Source organism: Actinoplanes couchii (assembly GCF_016862075.1).
Lineage (GTDB): Bacteria > Actinomycetota > Actinomycetes > Mycobacteriales > Micromonosporaceae > Actinoplanes > Actinoplanes couchii.
The window spans coordinates 1-15241 of sequence record NZ_BOMG01000069.1; the positions used below are offsets into that span (position 1 = coordinate 1).

A 15241-nucleotide genomic window follows, 5' to 3' on the forward strand; every position below is an offset into this window, starting at 1 on the left:
TCCGTGAAGAGTCGGACGTCCGTGAAGAGTCGGACGTCCGTGAAGAGTCGGACGTCCGTGAAGAGTCGGACGTCCGTGAAGAGTCGGACGTCCGCGCTGAGGTAGGAAACCGACCCGATCTCGCTTCGCCGTTTCCCGCGGAGCCTGGAGTATCGGTTTCCACCTCAACGAAGGCCACCACCCGAGCTCCGGATCTCAACCCAGCCACGCCTTCCAAGCCGACTACCGGTTCCAGCCCGGCGACAGGTTCCGGATCGGCCACTGAGTCCAGACCTGCCACAGGTTCCGGCCCAACCTCCGGTTCCAGGCCAGGTACCCTTTCCAGCCCCACGTCTGGTTCCGGGCCGGGCACCGGTTCCAGCCCGGGTGCCGGGTCGGGGTCGGGTACCGCTTCTGGTCCAGGTGCCGCTTCTGGTCCAGGTATCGCTTCTGGCGCAGGTACCGGCTCTGTGACGGCCTCGGATGACGCGTCGTTCTCGAAGATCCCGGACAGTGCCATGTTGAGCGTGGACGATCTCGGCGGGTCGAAGCCCTACCCGGTCGACGGTGAGAGCTGGCCCAAACTTCGTCCGCCCCGCCCGTGCGGTCTGAAGCCTCCGAAGCCCACCGCGGACCGTGCCGTATCCGCAGTGATCGACGTGGACCAGGCCCCCGTGGTGGTCCTGGAATACCTGGCCCTGCACCGCTCCGAACGAGCCGCCCGCGACTACCTGCGCGGCCTCCGAACAGCCCTGCAGGGTTGCGACGACAAAACCTGGAAACTGCTCGAATCCGGCCGTGACCGCCTGGTCCTGCGCTGGACCCAGAGCTGGGAGCACGTGGACCAGCAGGTCACCCACCACACTTACGTAGTGGTGTCCCGAACCGGCCGAACCGTGGTGGTGATGGCCGACGTCGGCTGGGAGACCTCCGACGGCGAACGCACCCGAGCCGAAAACCTGACCACCCGAGCCCTGAAACGAGCCGCCACCCTCCACTGACCGCCGGCCCCGCCGGCGGGCTGCCCAGTTCTGCGGCGAACCCATCATTCGTTGCCGATACTGTGCCGCATTGCCTCGTGCGGGGACGGGCCGCCGTCTATGTCTTGATCATCTGGGCCTCGCTGCTCCGGGTCTCGCTGAACTGGGTTCGGTACAGCTCCGCGTATCGGCCTCCGACCGCCAGCAACTCGGGGTGGGTGCCTCGTTCCACCACCTGGCCTTCCTCGATGACCAGGATCTGGTCGGCGGCCCGGACCGTGGACAAGCGGTGTGCGATCACCACCGCGGTCCGGCCGTTCAGGGCTTCGCCGAGAGCCGCCTGCACTGCCTGTTCGGAGGTGGAGTCCAGGTGTGCGGTGGCCTCGTCCAGGACGACGACCCGGGGCCGGGCCAGCAGCAGCCGGGCGATGGTGAGCCGCTGTCGTTCGCCGCCGGACAACCGGTAGCCACGTTCGCCGACGACGGTGTCGAGCCCGTCGGGCAGCGACGCGACCAGGTCGGCGACGTGGGCCCGGCGCAGCACCTCCCACATGTCGTCGTCGGTCGCCTCGGGCCGGGCCAGCAGCAGGTTGGCGCGCACCGACTCGTGGAAGAGATGCCCGTCCTGGGTGACCATGCCGAGGCTCTGCCGCAGCGAGGCCGCGGTCAGGTCGCGCACGTCGACGCCGGCCAGCCGGATCGTCCCGCTGCCGGTGTCGTAGAGCCGGGGGAGCAGGCTCGCCATGGTCGACTTGCCGGCCCCGGAGGAGCCGACGAGCGCCACCATCTGCCCGGGCTCGGCCCGGAACGAGACGCCGTGCAGCACCTCGTCACCGCCCCTGGTGTCGAGGGTGGCGACCTCTTCGAGGGAGGCCAGGGAGACCTTGTCAGCGGACGGGTAGGCGAATCGCACGTCGTCGAACTCGACCGACACCGGCCCGTCCGGCACTTCACGGGCCTGTGGTTTCTCCTCGATCAGCGGTTTCAGGTCGAGCACCTCGAAGACCCGTTCGAAGCTGACCAGGGCGGTCATCACCTCGACGCGGGCGCTGGCGAGCGAGGTCAGCGGCGCGTACAACCGGGTCAGCAGGATGGCCAGGGCGACGACCGCGCCCGGGTCGAGTTGCCCGCGCAGCGCGTAGAAGCCGCCGAGCCCGTAGACCAGCGCGATCGCGACGGCCGACACCGAGATCAGCGCGGTCATGAACAGGTGCTGGGCCATCGCGCTGCGGATGCCGATGTCGCGGACCCGGGCGGCCCGGGAGGCGAACTCGCCGGACTCGGAGGCCGGATCGCCGTACAGCTTGACCAGGGTCGCGCCGGGCGCCGAGAACCGCTCGGTCATCTGGGTGTTCATCGCCGCGTTGTGCTCGGCCGCTTCCCGTTCCATGCCGGCGAGGCGGCCGCCCATCCGCCGGGCGGGCAGCACGAACACCGGCAGCAGGAGCAGCGCGAGCACGGTGATCTGCCACGAGATCCCGATCATCACGATCAGGGTGAGCACCAGCGCGACCAGGTTGCCGACCACACCGGACAGAGTGTCGCTGAACGCCCGCTGCGCCCCGATGACGTCGTTGTTGAGCCGGCTGACCAGGGCCCCCGTCCGGGTGCGGGTGAAGAAGGCAACCGGCATCCGCTGCACGTGGTCGAACACCTTGGTCCGCAGGTCGAAGATGAGACCCTCGCCGATCCGCGCGGACAGCCAGCGCTGGATCATCCCGAGTCCGGCCTCGGCCAGTGCGATCACCGCGATGGCGATCGCGAGGCCGATCACGAGCGAACTGTCGCGGCCCTCGACGATCGCGTCGACGACCCGTCCGGCCAGCACCGGGGTGGCGACGGCGAGGACGGCGGTGATGATGCTGAGCGCCAGGAAGCCGGACAGGGTCCGCCGTTGTGGGCGGGCCAGGGCGAGGATGCGCCGTAACGTCGCCCGGGAGAACGGCCGCTTGTCGTCCTGCTGGTTCATGACGTGCCACATCGAATTCCAGGCGGCTGATTCCATGCTCATGGCACGAACCTCCCACTTGAATCGCGGTTGAGGTCAAGCGTTGTTCCCCGATGATGCACCGGGGGTCTGACATCTTTGCGTCGTCGCAGCTCGCAAGGGTGATGCGGTCCGTGGGGGAGCGCTGAGGCGGTGCCGGGAAAGGCCGGATACTGATCGGATGTACGAATCTGCCGGGGATCCGAACCGGGCTGCCGTCGATGCCCTGATCCGTGCGATCGCCGAGCGGACCGCGGCTCGCGATGCCGCCGGTGCGGCGCGGCTGCGTCTGGAGGTGGCGTTGCGGCTGCGCGACGACGGCCGCCGGGGTGATGCCATCGAGTCCGCCGAGCAGGCCCGGCGTGACCTGACCCGGGCCGGGCTCACCGGCGACGCGATGATCGCCCGCCATCTGCTGACCGAGCTCTACGCCCATGTCGCCGGCCACCTGCCGGAGACCCGGGACCTGCTCGACGAGTTGCTGGCTGCGCCGTCGCTCCCGCCGGTCCTGCCGTCCCGTGCCGCTCTTTTGGAACGGGCAGCCGGGATCAACGACCAGCAGCGTGCCGTCACCATGCTGCTCGAAGCCGCCGGCTTGCACCGGGACGCGGGTGATACGGGCGCGGAGGCGCGTGTACTGCTCGATGCGCTGAGCCGCGGCCTGCCGACCGGGTCATGGGTGTTGATCTCCCGTCTGGACGAGCTGATGGACGAACCGATCGCCGCCGGCCTGTTGCCGGAACGTTCGCTGCCCTCCGTGCAGGCCGAGCTGTGCCGGCTCGAAGCCGAAGGCGGCCGGCCCCGGGCAGCCCTGGATCGGGCCCGGCGTCACCCGGGTGACCACGCCGTCCTGCGCCTGCGGGAAGCGTGGGCACTGCTGATGCTGGGCGGCAACGCCGAAGCCGAGGATCTGGCCCGGCCCTGGGCCGCCGACGCGGACGGCCTCTATTTCTGGGAGGCCTGCCTGATCGTGGTCCGGAGTCTGCAGGCGCGTGACCGGCAGGCCGACGCCGAGGCGTTCCTGGCCGGGTACGACCTGGAACTCCACGACATGGACGACGTCTACTTCGACTGACCGCCATAGCGCCTGCCGTAGCACCCGTCGTAGTGCCCGACCGTCTTAGTGCCCACCCGTCGTAGTGCCCACCGGGAGTGAGCCGGCGCCGGGAGGGTGCGGCGCGGCGACCGGGGATGGGCCGCCGCGCCGCGGGGATGGGGAACGGGGTCAGGTGGTGGTGCAGGAGACGCCCGGCCAGGTCCAGTTCCCGTTGGCCTGGACGGTGATGCCGAAGGAGTTGCCGTTGCCGTTCGGTCTGGCGACCATCTGCTGGGCGGTGGGCCAGGTCGCCGTGGTGTTCCAGGTCGCGATGACCTTGGCCGGCGACGGTACGTTCACCGTCACGGCCCAGGTGTTCGACCCGGCGACGGTGATGCTGAGGTTGTAGCGGTCGCTCCAGGACTGGCCGGCGGACACCGTCGCCGTGCAGCTCCCTCCGGAGGGCGGCGGCGTGGTGGTGCCGTCGGGCGCCACGGCCCGGCCGGTGCTCGGGGAGATCATGCCCGCGCACAGCCCCCGGGCGGTCAGGCCCTGGGCGATGCGGGGGATCGCGGCGACGGTGTTGGCCGGCCAGTCGTGCATCAGGATGACCTGCCCGTTGGTGAGCCGGGCGGCGGCCACGACGATGGCGTCGGTGCTCGCGTTGTTCCAGTCCTGCGAGTCGACGTCCCAGATGATCTCGGTGAGACCGAACTTCTGCTCGGCGGCCCGCAACGTCGCGTTGGTCTCCCCGTACGGCGGCCGGAAGAGTTTGGGTGTTCCTCCGCCCCCGTTGGCGATGGCCGTCTGTGTCCGGGAGATCTCCGACTCCATGGCCGACTGGCTGAGCTGTGTCATGTGTGGATGGGTGTAGCTGTGGTTGGCCACCCACATCCCGGCGTCGACCTGTGCCTTGACCAGGGCTGGGTTGGCGGCTGCGTACTGACCCTGGTTGAACATGGTGGCCCGCAGGCCGTTGTTGCGCAGTGCCGCCAGCAGGTTCGGGGTGTTGCCGGCGGCCGGGCCGTCGTCGAAGGTCAGCCCGACGTAGCCGTTACAGGCCGCGGCCTGCGACGGGGTGCTGCCGAGAGCGAGCGTGCTCACGGCGGCGATCAGCGCGAGTGCGCAGACCGCTCGGATGATCCTGGTCATGATGGTTTTCCTCCTGGTGACCTGGCGGGGAATCCAGGCAGAGCGCGAGGAGCTCATGCCGGTGGGGATGGGAAACGAATCGACAGTCAGCGATTCATCTCGACGCGAGTATTCGACGGTGGGCAACAAGCTGTCAACAACTTACGGAAAAGTTCCGGAAGTGGACACGAAGCTAGCACCAGTTCAGAGCGTCCGTGTAAGTCCGAAAGGCTGTGACGCTGATCTAATTTCGGATTCGTACTCCGAAACTTACGGATCGCCGTGCGCCGTGGAATCATTCGTTCCATGACGACTTACGTGACAGCGGGTTTCGTGACCGGCCCGCGCTGGGTGCCGCCGGAGAAGTATGGCTCCAGGGGCCGGCTGCCCGCCGAGGTGGCCACCGTGAGCGAGTGCCTGGTCGACTTCGTGTCCCCGGTTCGCGACTGGTGGCTGGAGCCCTGGTTCGAGAGCGTCGGCGAGGCGCGCGAGCACCCCGGGCACATCCTTTCGATGAGCGTTCCGGCTGATCAGGCGGCCGCCTTGACGGAGCTGATGACGGGCTGGATCGGTGACCGGCCGCATCCGATGATCGGCAACCTCGCCCGGGGCGCCCCGGCGCCGGACGGGAGCGAGCTCGGCTTCGAGGTGCTGGGGTTCGAGGCGGGCCGCTTCCACACCTGGCTCTGCTACTCACTGCTGGACGAGACGGACGTCCAGCCCAACGGGAACGGCCTGATCGGCACCCTGGCCGAGGCGCAGGGTGTCGCCGACCTGATCAGCGAAGAGGGATTCGGACCCGAGGAGGTGACATGGTTCCCGGCCAGGATCGCCGAGCACTGACGGTCAGACGGCGAAAGCGCGATCCACGTCGGCGGGAGTGAGGCCGTAAGAAGCCAGGTCGTAAGCGTGCGCGGGCTTCGGCGTACCGCCGCGGGCTGTTTCGGCGACCGCTGACCTGGCCGGTCCGGACAACCGTGCCCCCAGCCGGTCGTAGATCATCTCCACGGTCCGGATCGGATCAGCCGACAACTCCTCGTAGGACACGTCGACGAACCGATCCGGGTCGTGGCGGGCCCGGTCGGCACGGAACCGGCGCAGCCCCCGTGACCACAGCTCCAGCTGCGCGTGCCCGGTGACCCGGCCAGCGAAGACCGTCGACCAGCCCGCTGAGGCACGTGCGTTGAGGCTGCACACCGAGGCGATCACGGTCCGCTGATCCCGGTGGGTCTGGATCACCGTCGCATCCGGGTAAACCGCCAGCAGGGCGTCCAGAGCGAACAGGTGACTCGGGTTCTTCAGGACCCAGCGCCGGTGCTGATCGTTCATGCCGATCAGCTGCAGATTACGACGATGACGGCGATAGGCGCGCGTCCAGTCGCGCCCGGCCAGCCACGACGAATAGGAGGGGATGTATGCCGTGCATTCGAACGAGACCGAGGTCATCGACTGGCAGAGCAGACGCCAGCACTCCTCGACCTGGTCCGGCCGCATGTGGTGCACACCGTCGAGGCCGACGCCGCCGTAAGCCTCCCGGAGCATGGCGAAGACCGGGTTGTCCGGCCACGTCTCCCGCGGTGGGCGCGGCTGCGGCGCCTCGGTGAGCCACAGCTCCGGGCCCTGATGGGCGGGATCGGCGGTGAGCAGCCGGTGCAGCGCGGTGGTTCCGGTGCGCGGCAGCCCGGTGACGAAGACCGGGTTCGGCACCGTGACCTCGGCGTGCTGCGGCAGCTGCCACCAGGCGGCCTCGGCCAGCAGGCGGGAGACCAGAGCGCCGCGCAACAGGCCGCGGATCCACTTGCTGCCGGCCGGGGTCAGACCGGCTTCGCGGGCGTACGCGTCGAGGAGCACCCGTAAACCCTCGGCGTACCCGTCGTCGCCGTCGCCGAAGTCGTCCAGCCCGGTCAGCCGGCTCGCGGAGGCGTGCAGGTCTCCGACCGTGCCGACACCGGTGCGCCCGTCGGTGGTCAATGGTGGAACTCCCCGCAGTTGACGTCCAGGCACGCGCCGGTGACGGCCCGGGCCAGATCGGAGATCAGGAAGAGGACCGCGTCGGCCACCTCGTCCGGCTCGGGCAACCGCCGCAGGTCGATGTCGGCGGCCACCTCGTCGTAGATCTGCCGCGCGGGCACGCCCCGCTGCGCGGCCTGGAACTCGAACCACCCCCGCAACTGGTCGGCCCAGATCCAGCCGGGCGCGACCGAGTTGACCCGTACCCCGTGCGGGCCCAGTTCGCTCGCCAGGTTCTGGGCCATCACCAGCAGAGCCGCTTTCGCCAGCCGATAGGGACCGAAGGGACGCCGAGAATGACGCAGCACCGCCGAATTGACGACCACGACCGACCCGCGCGACTCGATCAGCGCGGGCGTGACCAGGCGGACGGTCCGCAGCGCGGTGATCACGTTGCCGTCCAGCCCGGCCCGCACCTCGTCCAGGTCGACCTTGCCGAGGCTGCGCATCGGCGGCATGGTGAACGCGTTGTGCACCAGCGCGTCGATCCGCCCGAACGTGGCGAGAGCCCGGTCGACCAGCCCGCGCACCGCAGTCTCGTCGGCCAGATCGGCGGGTACGGCAAGCGCGTGCTCACCGATCTTGTCCGCCAGCTCTTCCACCGTCGTCGCGGTCCGGGCGGCGAGCACCACCGACGCGCCCTGTTCCGCGGCTCGCACCGCGACCGCCTGCCCGAGCCCCGGGCCGATCCCGGCGACCAGCACGACCTTGCCGTCGAGCAGCATCGCTCAGCCCAGCATCCGGCGGGCGGCGCTGGCCTGTCGCGCGGCGATCCGTTCCCGCCACGCCTCCGGCCCGGCCGGCGTCCAGTGCGGCAGCAGCTTCGGCAGCTCGTCGACGGCCACCACGTCCACGCGCGGCCCGTCCTCGGCGGTCAGCTCACGGGAGAGCCGCTGCCAGCGCAACTGCACGTAACCGCGGCGGTGCCCGGTCCGCTCCAGCCAGTTGGCCACGCCCGGGTTCCGTTCGCTGATCACGTACCGGATCATGCCGTCCGGGTCGATCCTGGCCTGGTCCCGCGTGAGGCTGGTCTGGTGGTTGACGTAATCGAGGGAGACGTACCACATGCTGCCCAGCTGAATGCCCTGGTAGGGGGCGTCGCTCGCCGGGACGGTGACGATCATGGCCTGGTCGTCGTCCAGGTCGTAGTGCCCGGCCGACGAGAACTGCGTGGTCAGCCCGCCCGGGGTGGAACGCGGCGTGGTCAGCGTGTTGACCGGCAGGTTCAGGTAGAACCGGTCGGCGAAGGCGAGGAACGTGCGCAGCCGGCTGATCAGGATCTTGCCGGCCACGCCGTAGCGTTTGGTTAGCGCGTCCAGTGTGGGCGGTGGCGGGGCCGCGCCGATCCGGTCCGCGCGCTGGATCCGGATCATCCCGGGCCGCTCACCGGCCCAGTCGCTGAAGACCTCGCGGACCACCAGCATCCCGGCGCCCCGCAGGCCCGGGCCGAGGAACATCCGGTACGAGCCGTCCGGCTCGATCATGATCTCCCGGTCGTCGAACGCGGCCAGACTGCCCGGCACCTGGATCGGCGAGTAGTCGCCGTCGAGGATCTGGAAACTCAGGTCCACCGTGCTGCCGCGCTCGCCGGTTATCACATATTCGGCGTCGTCACGCAGCCACGCGTGGAAGTACAGCGTGTCCGGATTGTCGAGCCCCATCTTCGTGTAGGGGCCCGTCGATCGTACGAAATAGGGGAAGTCCCGCTCGTAGGCCCAGGCCATCTGGACCGATGCGCGGATGCTCCCGGCCAGATAGTCGTAACCTTCGATCAGGTCCTGCTCGGTGCGCACGTGCGGGGCCGTGGTGATGACCCGCTCGGCCTCTTGGATGGCGTCCGCGAACGGTCCGGTGAGCATGCCCCCGACGATAGAACTCGTTCTAGTTTCGGGTCAATGTTCCATTGACTGCCTGCGATAACAGGTTTCACTCTGGAGGGCGTGTTGGCATACCGGATGACGAACTGGGGCGCACCGCCGGAGACGGTGACCCTGCCGGACCCCGAACCCGGGCCGGGGGAGGTGCTGGTGCGGGTCGCCGGCTGCGGACTGTGCCGGTCCGACCTGACCATGCGGCACCTCCCGGCCGCCGCGGGCGAGGCACTGGGCTGGCGGATGCCGTTCACCCTCGGCCACGAGACCGCCGGCTGGATCGCGGACACCGGCGAAGCGGTCGCCCTGGTGTCCCCCGCCTCGTGCGGGACCTGCCGCTGGTGCCTGCGCGGGCAGGACAGCGGCTGCCCACACGGTCTCGCCGGGCGCGGCTACGGGCGGGACGGCGGACTCGCCGAGTACGTGCTGGTCGACGATCGCCGGGCCCTGCTTCCGCTCGGCGATCTCGACCCCCGGCACGCCGGCCCGCTCACCGACGCCGGAGCCACCGCCCACCACGCGGTCCGGCGGGTCCTGCCCCGGCTCGGTCCCGGTGCCACGGCTGTCGTGATCGGGGCCGGCGGGCTGGGCGCTTTCGCGATCCAGTTCCTGCGCGTCCTCACCGCCGCCGAGGTGATCGCCGTCGACCCGCTGCCCGCGCGCCGGTCCCACGCCGAGACGATCGGTGCCCATCAGAGCGTCGCGGAGCTGCCGAAACGGTGGAAAGTCGAGGTGGTGCTCGACTTCGTCGGTACCGACGAGACCATCACGGCCGGGGTGCGGGCGGTGGGGACCGGCGGGGCGTACGGGCTGATCGGCTCGGCCGGCGGCAGGCTCGGCGGCCCGTGGTTCTCCACGCTGCCCCGCGACGGGGAGGTCTTCACCTTCCAGGGCTCGTCGATCGCCGACGCCCAGGACGTGATCGCTCTGGCTCGGGCCGGGCTCATTCGCAACCAGGTGCAGGAGTTCGGGTTCGGCGAGATCGACCGGGCGTACGGCGAAATGGCAGCCGGAACCGTCGCGGGCCGGGCGGTGATCGTCCTTTGATCCTCGAAGGGGAGACGAGCCGCTGGGTGGGACGGATGAGACGGTTGGGACGGGTGATCCGGTGCCTGGTGCTGCCGGAGCGGGGACACCGCTGGTGGCGATGCCCCCGCTGGTGGTCAGGCGATCACCGAGAGCACCGTCTGGCCGATGCGGGTGGTGCCGTCGCCGTAACCGACGACGCCGAGGTAACGCACCCCGGCGGTCAGGCCGGTCCAGCCGGCGGTCACCGTGACCGGCGAACCGACCGTGACGGTCTGTTGCGCGGGAGTGGCCGTCAGATTGCCGGCGGCGGTGTCACCCACGGCCCATGCGTGGTGGGTGACGTCCAGTTCGTTCACACCGGGCGGCGTGGCGAACTGGACCACGTAGATGTCGTAGGAACCGGCGGCCAGGCTCAGCGCCTCCTCGGCAGTCGACCCCGCACTGGACGCCACCAGGGTGGTGGTGCCCGCCCGGTAGGCGAACAGGTCGAGGTCGGTGCCGTCCGGGACCTCGGCGTCGAACGTCGCGGCCCGGGCCAGCCGGGTCTCCGAAGGAACCGTGAACGTCACCTTGCCGACGGCCGGGCCGGCGGCGGGAGCGGCGGTGTTGAAGGCGGGCTCGGTACCCATCAGGTGCAGACGGTCCGCGGTGGACGGGACCAGCCCGGCCGGAGCCGCCGTCAGCGTGCCGCTGTAACCGGGGACGATGCTCAGGCCCGTCGATCCGCTGACGCCTGTCACGTCGGCCTGCACCGGAGCGGCGATCGCCACCGGCCGGACCGCGATCGGGCTGCGCACGTCGGACGACACCAGCTTCTTCCGGTCGGCCTTGTTGACCCAGGTCAGCGAGCCGAAGGCCCACTGGCCGATCGCCGCGTCGGTGCGGGTGACGGTCACCTTGAACGACGCCGACCGGCCCGGCTTGACGACGAGACGCTTCGGCGAGACCGACACCGTCGTACCGGCCGGGGCCTGGATCTTCGCCTCGTACAGGCCGGGCAGTCTGGTGATGTTCCTGACCGTCCGCGTGGTCGTCTGCTTGCCGGCCAGGTCACCGATCGCGATCGACGGGTAGTTGAGGTCGGTCGGGTCGATCGCGCCGTACTGGTCGCAGGCCGCCCCGGTGGCCCCGGTGCCGCACGCGAACCGGATCCAGTCCGGATAGGCCGAGTCGTAGACCAGGCCCGGCCGGTACGACAGACCCGGGCGGACGTGCCCGGCACCGAAGTCGAACGGTGTCGCGGGGACACCGGCCCGCTGGATCGGCCCGCCGCTGTTGTCGGTCTGGCCGGCCGTGGTCATCATCGCCGACTTGACCCACATCGGCGACCAACCGGGGTTCTCGCTGATCAGCAAGGCGGCGAGTCCGGCGATGTGCGGACTCGACATCGACGTCCCGGAGTACGCGTCCCAGGTGCGCCCATGGTTCCCCGGCGGGGCGACCGGCGCCACCACGTCGACACCCGGCGCGGTGATGTCCGGCTTGAGCAGGTCACCGTTGCCGGCCCGGGCCGGGCCCTTGGACGAGAAGGTGGCCATCTCCGGCGCCCGCGTCTTGAAGGCGGTGCTCGCCGACAGGGAGGCGGTCGCGCCGGCGGTTGCCGCGTACGCCTTGATCGCCAGCCCGGCCGCGCTGTCCACGTGCACCGTCGGCACGAAGTGGTAGTCCGCGTTGACCGAGTTGTCGGGGTCGTTGTAAAGGATCATGCCGACGCCGCCGGCCTCTTTGACCGCCAGGCTCTTGTCGGTACGGCCGTTGCCGCCCCGCAGGCACACCACGATCCTGCCGGTCACCTTGGCCGGGTCGAGCCGTCCGCCGGAGTAGCAGAGCTGCACCTCGGCCGCCGGAGCGCCGGCCGCACCGGCCTGCACCGCGTCGATCAGCGGCGCCGACGGGACGGCGGTTCCCTGACCGGAACCCTCGTACGAGGTGCCGTTGCCGAGCGTCACCGTCTTGGCGAAGCCGCGGTCGTGGGTGCTGGCCGCCACCGTGGTTACCCACGGCGAGTTGTGCGCCACCGTGCTCGCGGCCGGGCCGCTGTTGCCGGCCGACGCGGCGACGAAGACGCCCGCGTTCGCGGCGTTGAGGAACGCCAGCTCGACCGGGTCGACGAACGACGTGGTGGAACCGGAGATCGAGTAGTTGATGACGTCGACGCCGTCGGCCACCGCCGCGTTGATCGCCGCGACCAGGTCCACGGTCGTACCGCTGCCGCTTCCGCCCTGATCCCAGAGCGCCTTGTAGACGGCGAGCCGCGCGGCCGGCGCCATGCCGGAGGCCTTGCCGACCTTCTGGCTGTCGATGACGCTGTCGACGTTGTGGTTGCCGACCGAGGTGCCGGCGGTGTGCGAGCCGTGGCCGTTGAAGTCACGCGGCGACCGGAACTCGTCGGGGTTCGTCTCGTCGAGCCCGCCCTCGGTGAAATAGCGGGCACCGATGATCTTGTTGTTGCAGGTGATGTTGCGCGCCGGATCGGTCTCCTCGCCGCGCTGGCAGGTGCCCCGCCACTTCGCGTTGATGATCCGCTGGTCCGGGCGGGGGTTCGGCAGCGCGGCGAACGCCGGGTTCTCCGGCCAGACGCCGGTGTCGATCACCCCGACGATCACGCCCAGACCGGCCTTCGCGGCGCCGCCGAACTCGCGCTGCCACACCCCGGTGCGCCCGGTCAGCCCGAGCAGGTCCGGGGTGGAGATGGTGTCCGCCTGATGGACCGCGTTCTTGGACACCGCGAGGACGCCGGGGCTGCGGCGCAGCTTCTCGGCTTCGGCGGTCGACAGCCGGGCGGCGTAACCACTGAACGCGACGTCGTACTCGTACAGGGTCTCGCTCGCCGTCACCCCGGCCAGCCGCTGGGTCCGCTGGCGCTCGGACTTCAGATGCGCCCGGTAGGCCCTGGTGGCGCTGCTGTCCAGATCGATCTTCTCGCCGGTGGCCGGCTTGGTCGCGGGAATGCCCGAGACACCGCCGGAGTAACCGGCGACGGGTGGTGCGTTCAGCTGGACGATGTAGAGACTCGACGTCGAGGCCGGCTCTCCTCGGACGGGGCCGGCGCCGCTGGTGACCAGCAGGGCCGACAGCGCCGCGGCCAGGGCGAACCGGCCGGATCTTTTCGATGACACGGGCGTCCTCCGGTGTTCGAATTGATCCGCATCATATTGAGGATTTTCGACCCGCAGTAAGATCCCGCATCGGTCCTGATACCGAGAGGATGATGCATGACCATGGATATGCGAACTCTGACCGGAACTGTCACCGCCGGTGTCGAACACGGGTGCCTGCTGCTCGGCGAACACCTGCTCGTCGGCGGCGACCGCGCGCTTATCCGGGCCGGCGCGTACGTCACCGTGACCGGCGAGGTCGTGCCCGACCTGATGACCACCTGCCAGCAGGGCATCCCGTTCGTGGTCGCCGAGGTCCGGCCCGGCTGACATCCGGATGACGCCGCACCGGGGCGTTGCCGCTTTCGGTTCCGCGCCTCCAGGTGCGCAGCCCTTTTCCCCAGAGGTACGGCAGAGGCCGGATGCGGATGTCCGGTGCACAGGCGTCGGCTACTTCGACTACTGATCGAGTGGTGCTCCGGTCACGACCGGGTCGTCATCGTCATCGTCATCGTCATCGGCGAGCAGGGGCGCCGGGGCCGGTCCGACTCCGGCGCGGCCGTGCAGCTGGTGGGTCGGAGGTCATGGCCGGGTGGGGATCGGCCGGAATCGTTCGCCGTCAAGCACCGGGACCACGGTGCCGGCGTTCAGCTCGGCGGCCACCTCGACGTCCTGCGGATAGCCGCCGGTGATCAGTTCCCGGCCGCCTGCGCAGTCGCGCAACGCGGCACGGATGTCGGCCGACGCCTGGTGATAGGCGGCGGCTGCGGCCAGCGCTTCGGGTGACAGGCCCAGCACACCCTCGTCGGCCAGGCCGGCGATGAACGCGCCCGCACCCCAGAGATCCTCGACGGCGGGCCGCAGCGAGCCGTCTCCCGCCCACCGCTCGCCGGCTGCGATCACTGCGACGGTGGGCTCACCACCGTTGGTGCCTCCGCCACGGGTACTTCTACCGCCGGTGTTTCCGGCGCTCGGGCTCCCGCTATCCGTGCTTCTGGTGCCCACGCTCTTGCTGTCCGCGTCTCCGGGGCCCGGGCTCCCGGGTTCCGGGTTCTTGCTTTCCGGGTTGTCGTCTTCCGTGTGCTCGCCGGCCTCGGCGAGTTGCCGGGCGGTCCAGGCGGCGGCCGCGCGGGCGTTGCGGAGCGAGACGCCGATGACGGTGGCGCCCTGTTCGGCGAGGATCCGGGCGACCGTCGAACCGTTCGGCGAGGGCAGGACCAGGCGCTCGACACCGTTGGCGGTGCGGATGGTGGCGGGGGACAGGCTGATCGGGTTGTCCGGGCAGGCCTGGGACCGGCCGACGGCCAGTGTCGCCCGATGCGTGGCGGCGAAGGCGGTGGCCCGTTCATCACGCCAGCGGTACGGGAACACCTCGATGCCCCGGTCCGCAGCCACGGTCAGGGAGGTGGTGAACGACAGCACGTCGACGACGGCCACGATCGTGGCGCCGGGCCCGATCACGCTCGCGCCGGGTGGACCCCAGTCGAACCGAATCCGGGAAGACGACTGAGCGAAAGGGCTGACGGTCATGCCGGGATGATGCCGGACACCGGCGTGGTGAAGGTGATGAACGTGTCGGGCGGGCGCGAATCCGGAACCGGGCCGTCGTGGATTTCCCACCTATCGCCGGCCATCTCGGTGGCCACCCGGGACCAGAATCGCTCCACGCCCGGGTTGTATCGCTGGAAACCGATGGTCCAGCGCCCGGGGAACATGGCGATGACCCTGGTGGCGGCTTCGAACCCGACACCGGTCCGCCGCAGTGCCCGCACCACGAAGAACGAGGCGATGGCGAGACCACCGGCGGGATCGGGAGTGGTCATGACGAAACCGGCGGTGCTTCCGGCAGCGGTGATCAGCCACGCCCGGGTCTCCGGGACGGCCTCGGCGAAGAACAGGTCCACCGGCCGGTTGTTGAAGGAACCGTCGTCGTTCGGCATGACCCCGTAGAACTCGGACAGGTCGTGACGGTAGAGCTGCCCGAGGTTCCCCAGCACGGCTCGGTCGGAGCGGGTCATCGGCCGCAACTCGACGGGACGCGACGGCGGTCGTGGTGGTGTGGCGGCGGTCCAGGGCATCCCGCGAGTCTCGCAGTCGACCCGCGCCCGCCCGGAGACCGA

General features: G+C 70.0%; 12 protein-coding genes and 1 pseudogene. 5 read left to right on the top strand and 8 right to left on the bottom strand.

The genetic code is table 11. From position 1 onward, the window contains the following. The first annotated feature begins 449 nt into the window (after positions 1-449). Positions 450-980: a hypothetical protein gene (locus Aco03nite_RS27745; RefSeq protein ID WP_203799608.1), complete on the top strand. Its 531-nt coding sequence runs from the start codon at positions 450-452 to the stop codon at positions 978-980. A 97-nt stretch (positions 981-1077) separates the two neighbouring features. Here the strand turns inward: Aco03nite_RS27745 and Aco03nite_RS27750 are convergent, their stop codons facing one another. Continuing rightward, a complete protein-coding gene (locus tag Aco03nite_RS27750; RefSeq protein ID WP_203799610.1) occupies positions 1078-2970 on the bottom strand; it encodes an ABC transporter ATP-binding protein in 1893 nt (630 codons plus the stop codon). A 157-nt stretch (positions 2971-3127) separates the two neighbouring features. Here Aco03nite_RS27750 and Aco03nite_RS27755 point away from each other — a divergent pair, with 157 nt between their 5' ends. Next, positions 3128-4021, top strand: a complete 894-nt coding sequence (locus Aco03nite_RS27755; RefSeq protein WP_203799612.1) for a hypothetical protein — start codon at positions 3128-3130, stop codon at positions 4019-4021. Positions 4022-4171: 150 nt separating this feature from the next. Here the strand turns inward: Aco03nite_RS27755 and Aco03nite_RS27760 are convergent, their stop codons facing one another. Continuing rightward, positions 4172-5134, bottom strand: coding sequence for a polysaccharide deacetylase family protein (locus Aco03nite_RS27760; RefSeq protein WP_203799614.1), 963 nt, complete (start codon positions 5132-5134; stop codon positions 4172-4174). A gap of 285 nt (positions 5135-5419) precedes the next feature. Here Aco03nite_RS27760 and Aco03nite_RS27765 point away from each other — a divergent pair, with 285 nt between their 5' ends. Beyond that, entirely contained in the window at positions 5420-5956 is a 537-nt protein-coding gene (locus tag Aco03nite_RS27765) for a hypothetical protein (RefSeq protein ID WP_203799616.1), read from the top strand. A 3-nt stretch (positions 5957-5959) separates the two neighbouring features. Here the strand turns inward: Aco03nite_RS27765 and Aco03nite_RS27770 are convergent, their stop codons facing one another. Genes Aco03nite_RS27770 through Aco03nite_RS27780 form a run of 3 tightly spaced genes read right to left on the bottom strand, consistent with a single transcriptional unit; the run spans position 5960 to position 8982 of the window. Next, the gene (locus Aco03nite_RS27770; protein ID WP_203799618.1) at positions 5960-7084 is read right to left on the bottom strand and encodes a sulfotransferase family protein; all 1125 of its coding nucleotides are present in this window, start codon (positions 7082-7084) and stop codon (positions 5960-5962) included. Next, positions 7081-7848 carry an SDR family oxidoreductase gene (locus Aco03nite_RS27775; protein ID WP_203799621.1) on the bottom strand — a complete coding sequence of 256 codons (768 nt, stop codon included), beginning with the start codon at positions 7846-7848 and terminating at the stop codon, positions 7081-7083. The genes Aco03nite_RS27770 and Aco03nite_RS27775 overlap by 4 nt, the downstream gene beginning before the upstream one ends. A 3-nt stretch (positions 7849-7851) precedes the next feature. Continuing rightward, entirely contained in the window at positions 7852-8982 is a 1131-nt protein-coding gene (locus tag Aco03nite_RS27780) for a hypothetical protein (RefSeq protein ID WP_203799625.1), read from the bottom strand. Between the two features lie 81 nt (positions 8983-9063). On the opposite strand from Aco03nite_RS27780, the gene Aco03nite_RS27785 reads away from it, so the two are divergent. Beyond that, on the top strand, positions 9064-10041 hold the full coding sequence (locus Aco03nite_RS27785; RefSeq protein ID WP_239145481.1) for an alcohol dehydrogenase catalytic domain-containing protein: 978 nt from the start codon (positions 9064-9066) through the stop codon (positions 10039-10041). Positions 10042-10157: 116 nt separating this feature from the next. Here Aco03nite_RS27785 and Aco03nite_RS27790 read toward each other — a convergent pair whose 3' ends face one another. Further along, on the bottom strand, positions 10158-13142 hold the full coding sequence (locus tag Aco03nite_RS27790; protein WP_239145482.1) for a S8 family peptidase: 2985 nt from the start codon (positions 13140-13142) through the stop codon (positions 10158-10160). A gap of 114 nt (positions 13143-13256) precedes the next feature. On the opposite strand from Aco03nite_RS27790, the pseudogene Aco03nite_RS27795 reads away from it, so the two are divergent. After that, a pseudogene (locus Aco03nite_RS27795) lies at positions 13257-13451 on the top strand (hypothetical protein); the annotation flags it as partial. A 252-nt stretch (positions 13452-13703) separates the two neighbouring features. Here the strand turns inward: Aco03nite_RS27795 and Aco03nite_RS27800 are convergent. Both Aco03nite_RS27800 and Aco03nite_RS27805 read right to left on the bottom strand, forming a co-directional pair. Then, a complete protein-coding gene (locus Aco03nite_RS27800) occupies positions 13704-14651 on the bottom strand; it encodes a 2-phosphosulfolactate phosphatase (protein WP_203799629.1) in 948 nt (315 codons plus the stop codon). Next, on the bottom strand, positions 14648-15241 hold a 594-nt coding region (locus Aco03nite_RS27805), incomplete at its 5' end, for a hypothetical protein (RefSeq protein WP_203799633.1). The genes Aco03nite_RS27805 and Aco03nite_RS27800, both read right to left, overlap by 4 nt.

Excerpts from the sequence above, each read along its gene's own strand:
- Aco03nite_RS27800 (WP_203799629.1), bottom strand. The coding sequence starts at position 14,651 with ATGACCGTCAGCCCTTTCGCTCAGTCGTCTTCCCGGATTCGGTTCGAC.
- Aco03nite_RS27775 (WP_203799621.1), bottom strand. The coding sequence starts at position 7,848 with ATGCTGCTCGACGGCAAGGTCGTGCTGGTCGCCGGGATCGGCCCGGGG.
- Aco03nite_RS27780 (WP_203799625.1), bottom strand. The coding sequence starts at position 8,982 with ATGCTCACCGGACCGTTCGCGGACGCCATCCAAGAGGCCGAGCGGGTC.
- Aco03nite_RS27765 (WP_203799616.1), top strand. The coding sequence starts at position 5,420 with ATGACGACTTACGTGACAGCGGGTTTCGTGACCGGCCCGCGCTGGGTG.
- Aco03nite_RS27760 (WP_203799614.1), bottom strand. The coding sequence starts at position 5,134 with ATGACCAGGATCATCCGAGCGGTCTGCGCACTCGCGCTGATCGCCGCC.
- Aco03nite_RS27755 (WP_203799612.1), top strand. The coding sequence starts at position 3,128 with ATGTACGAATCTGCCGGGGATCCGAACCGGGCTGCCGTCGATGCCCTG.
- Aco03nite_RS27750 (WP_203799610.1), bottom strand. The coding sequence starts at position 2,970 with ATGAGCATGGAATCAGCCGCCTGGAATTCGATGTGGCACGTCATGAAC.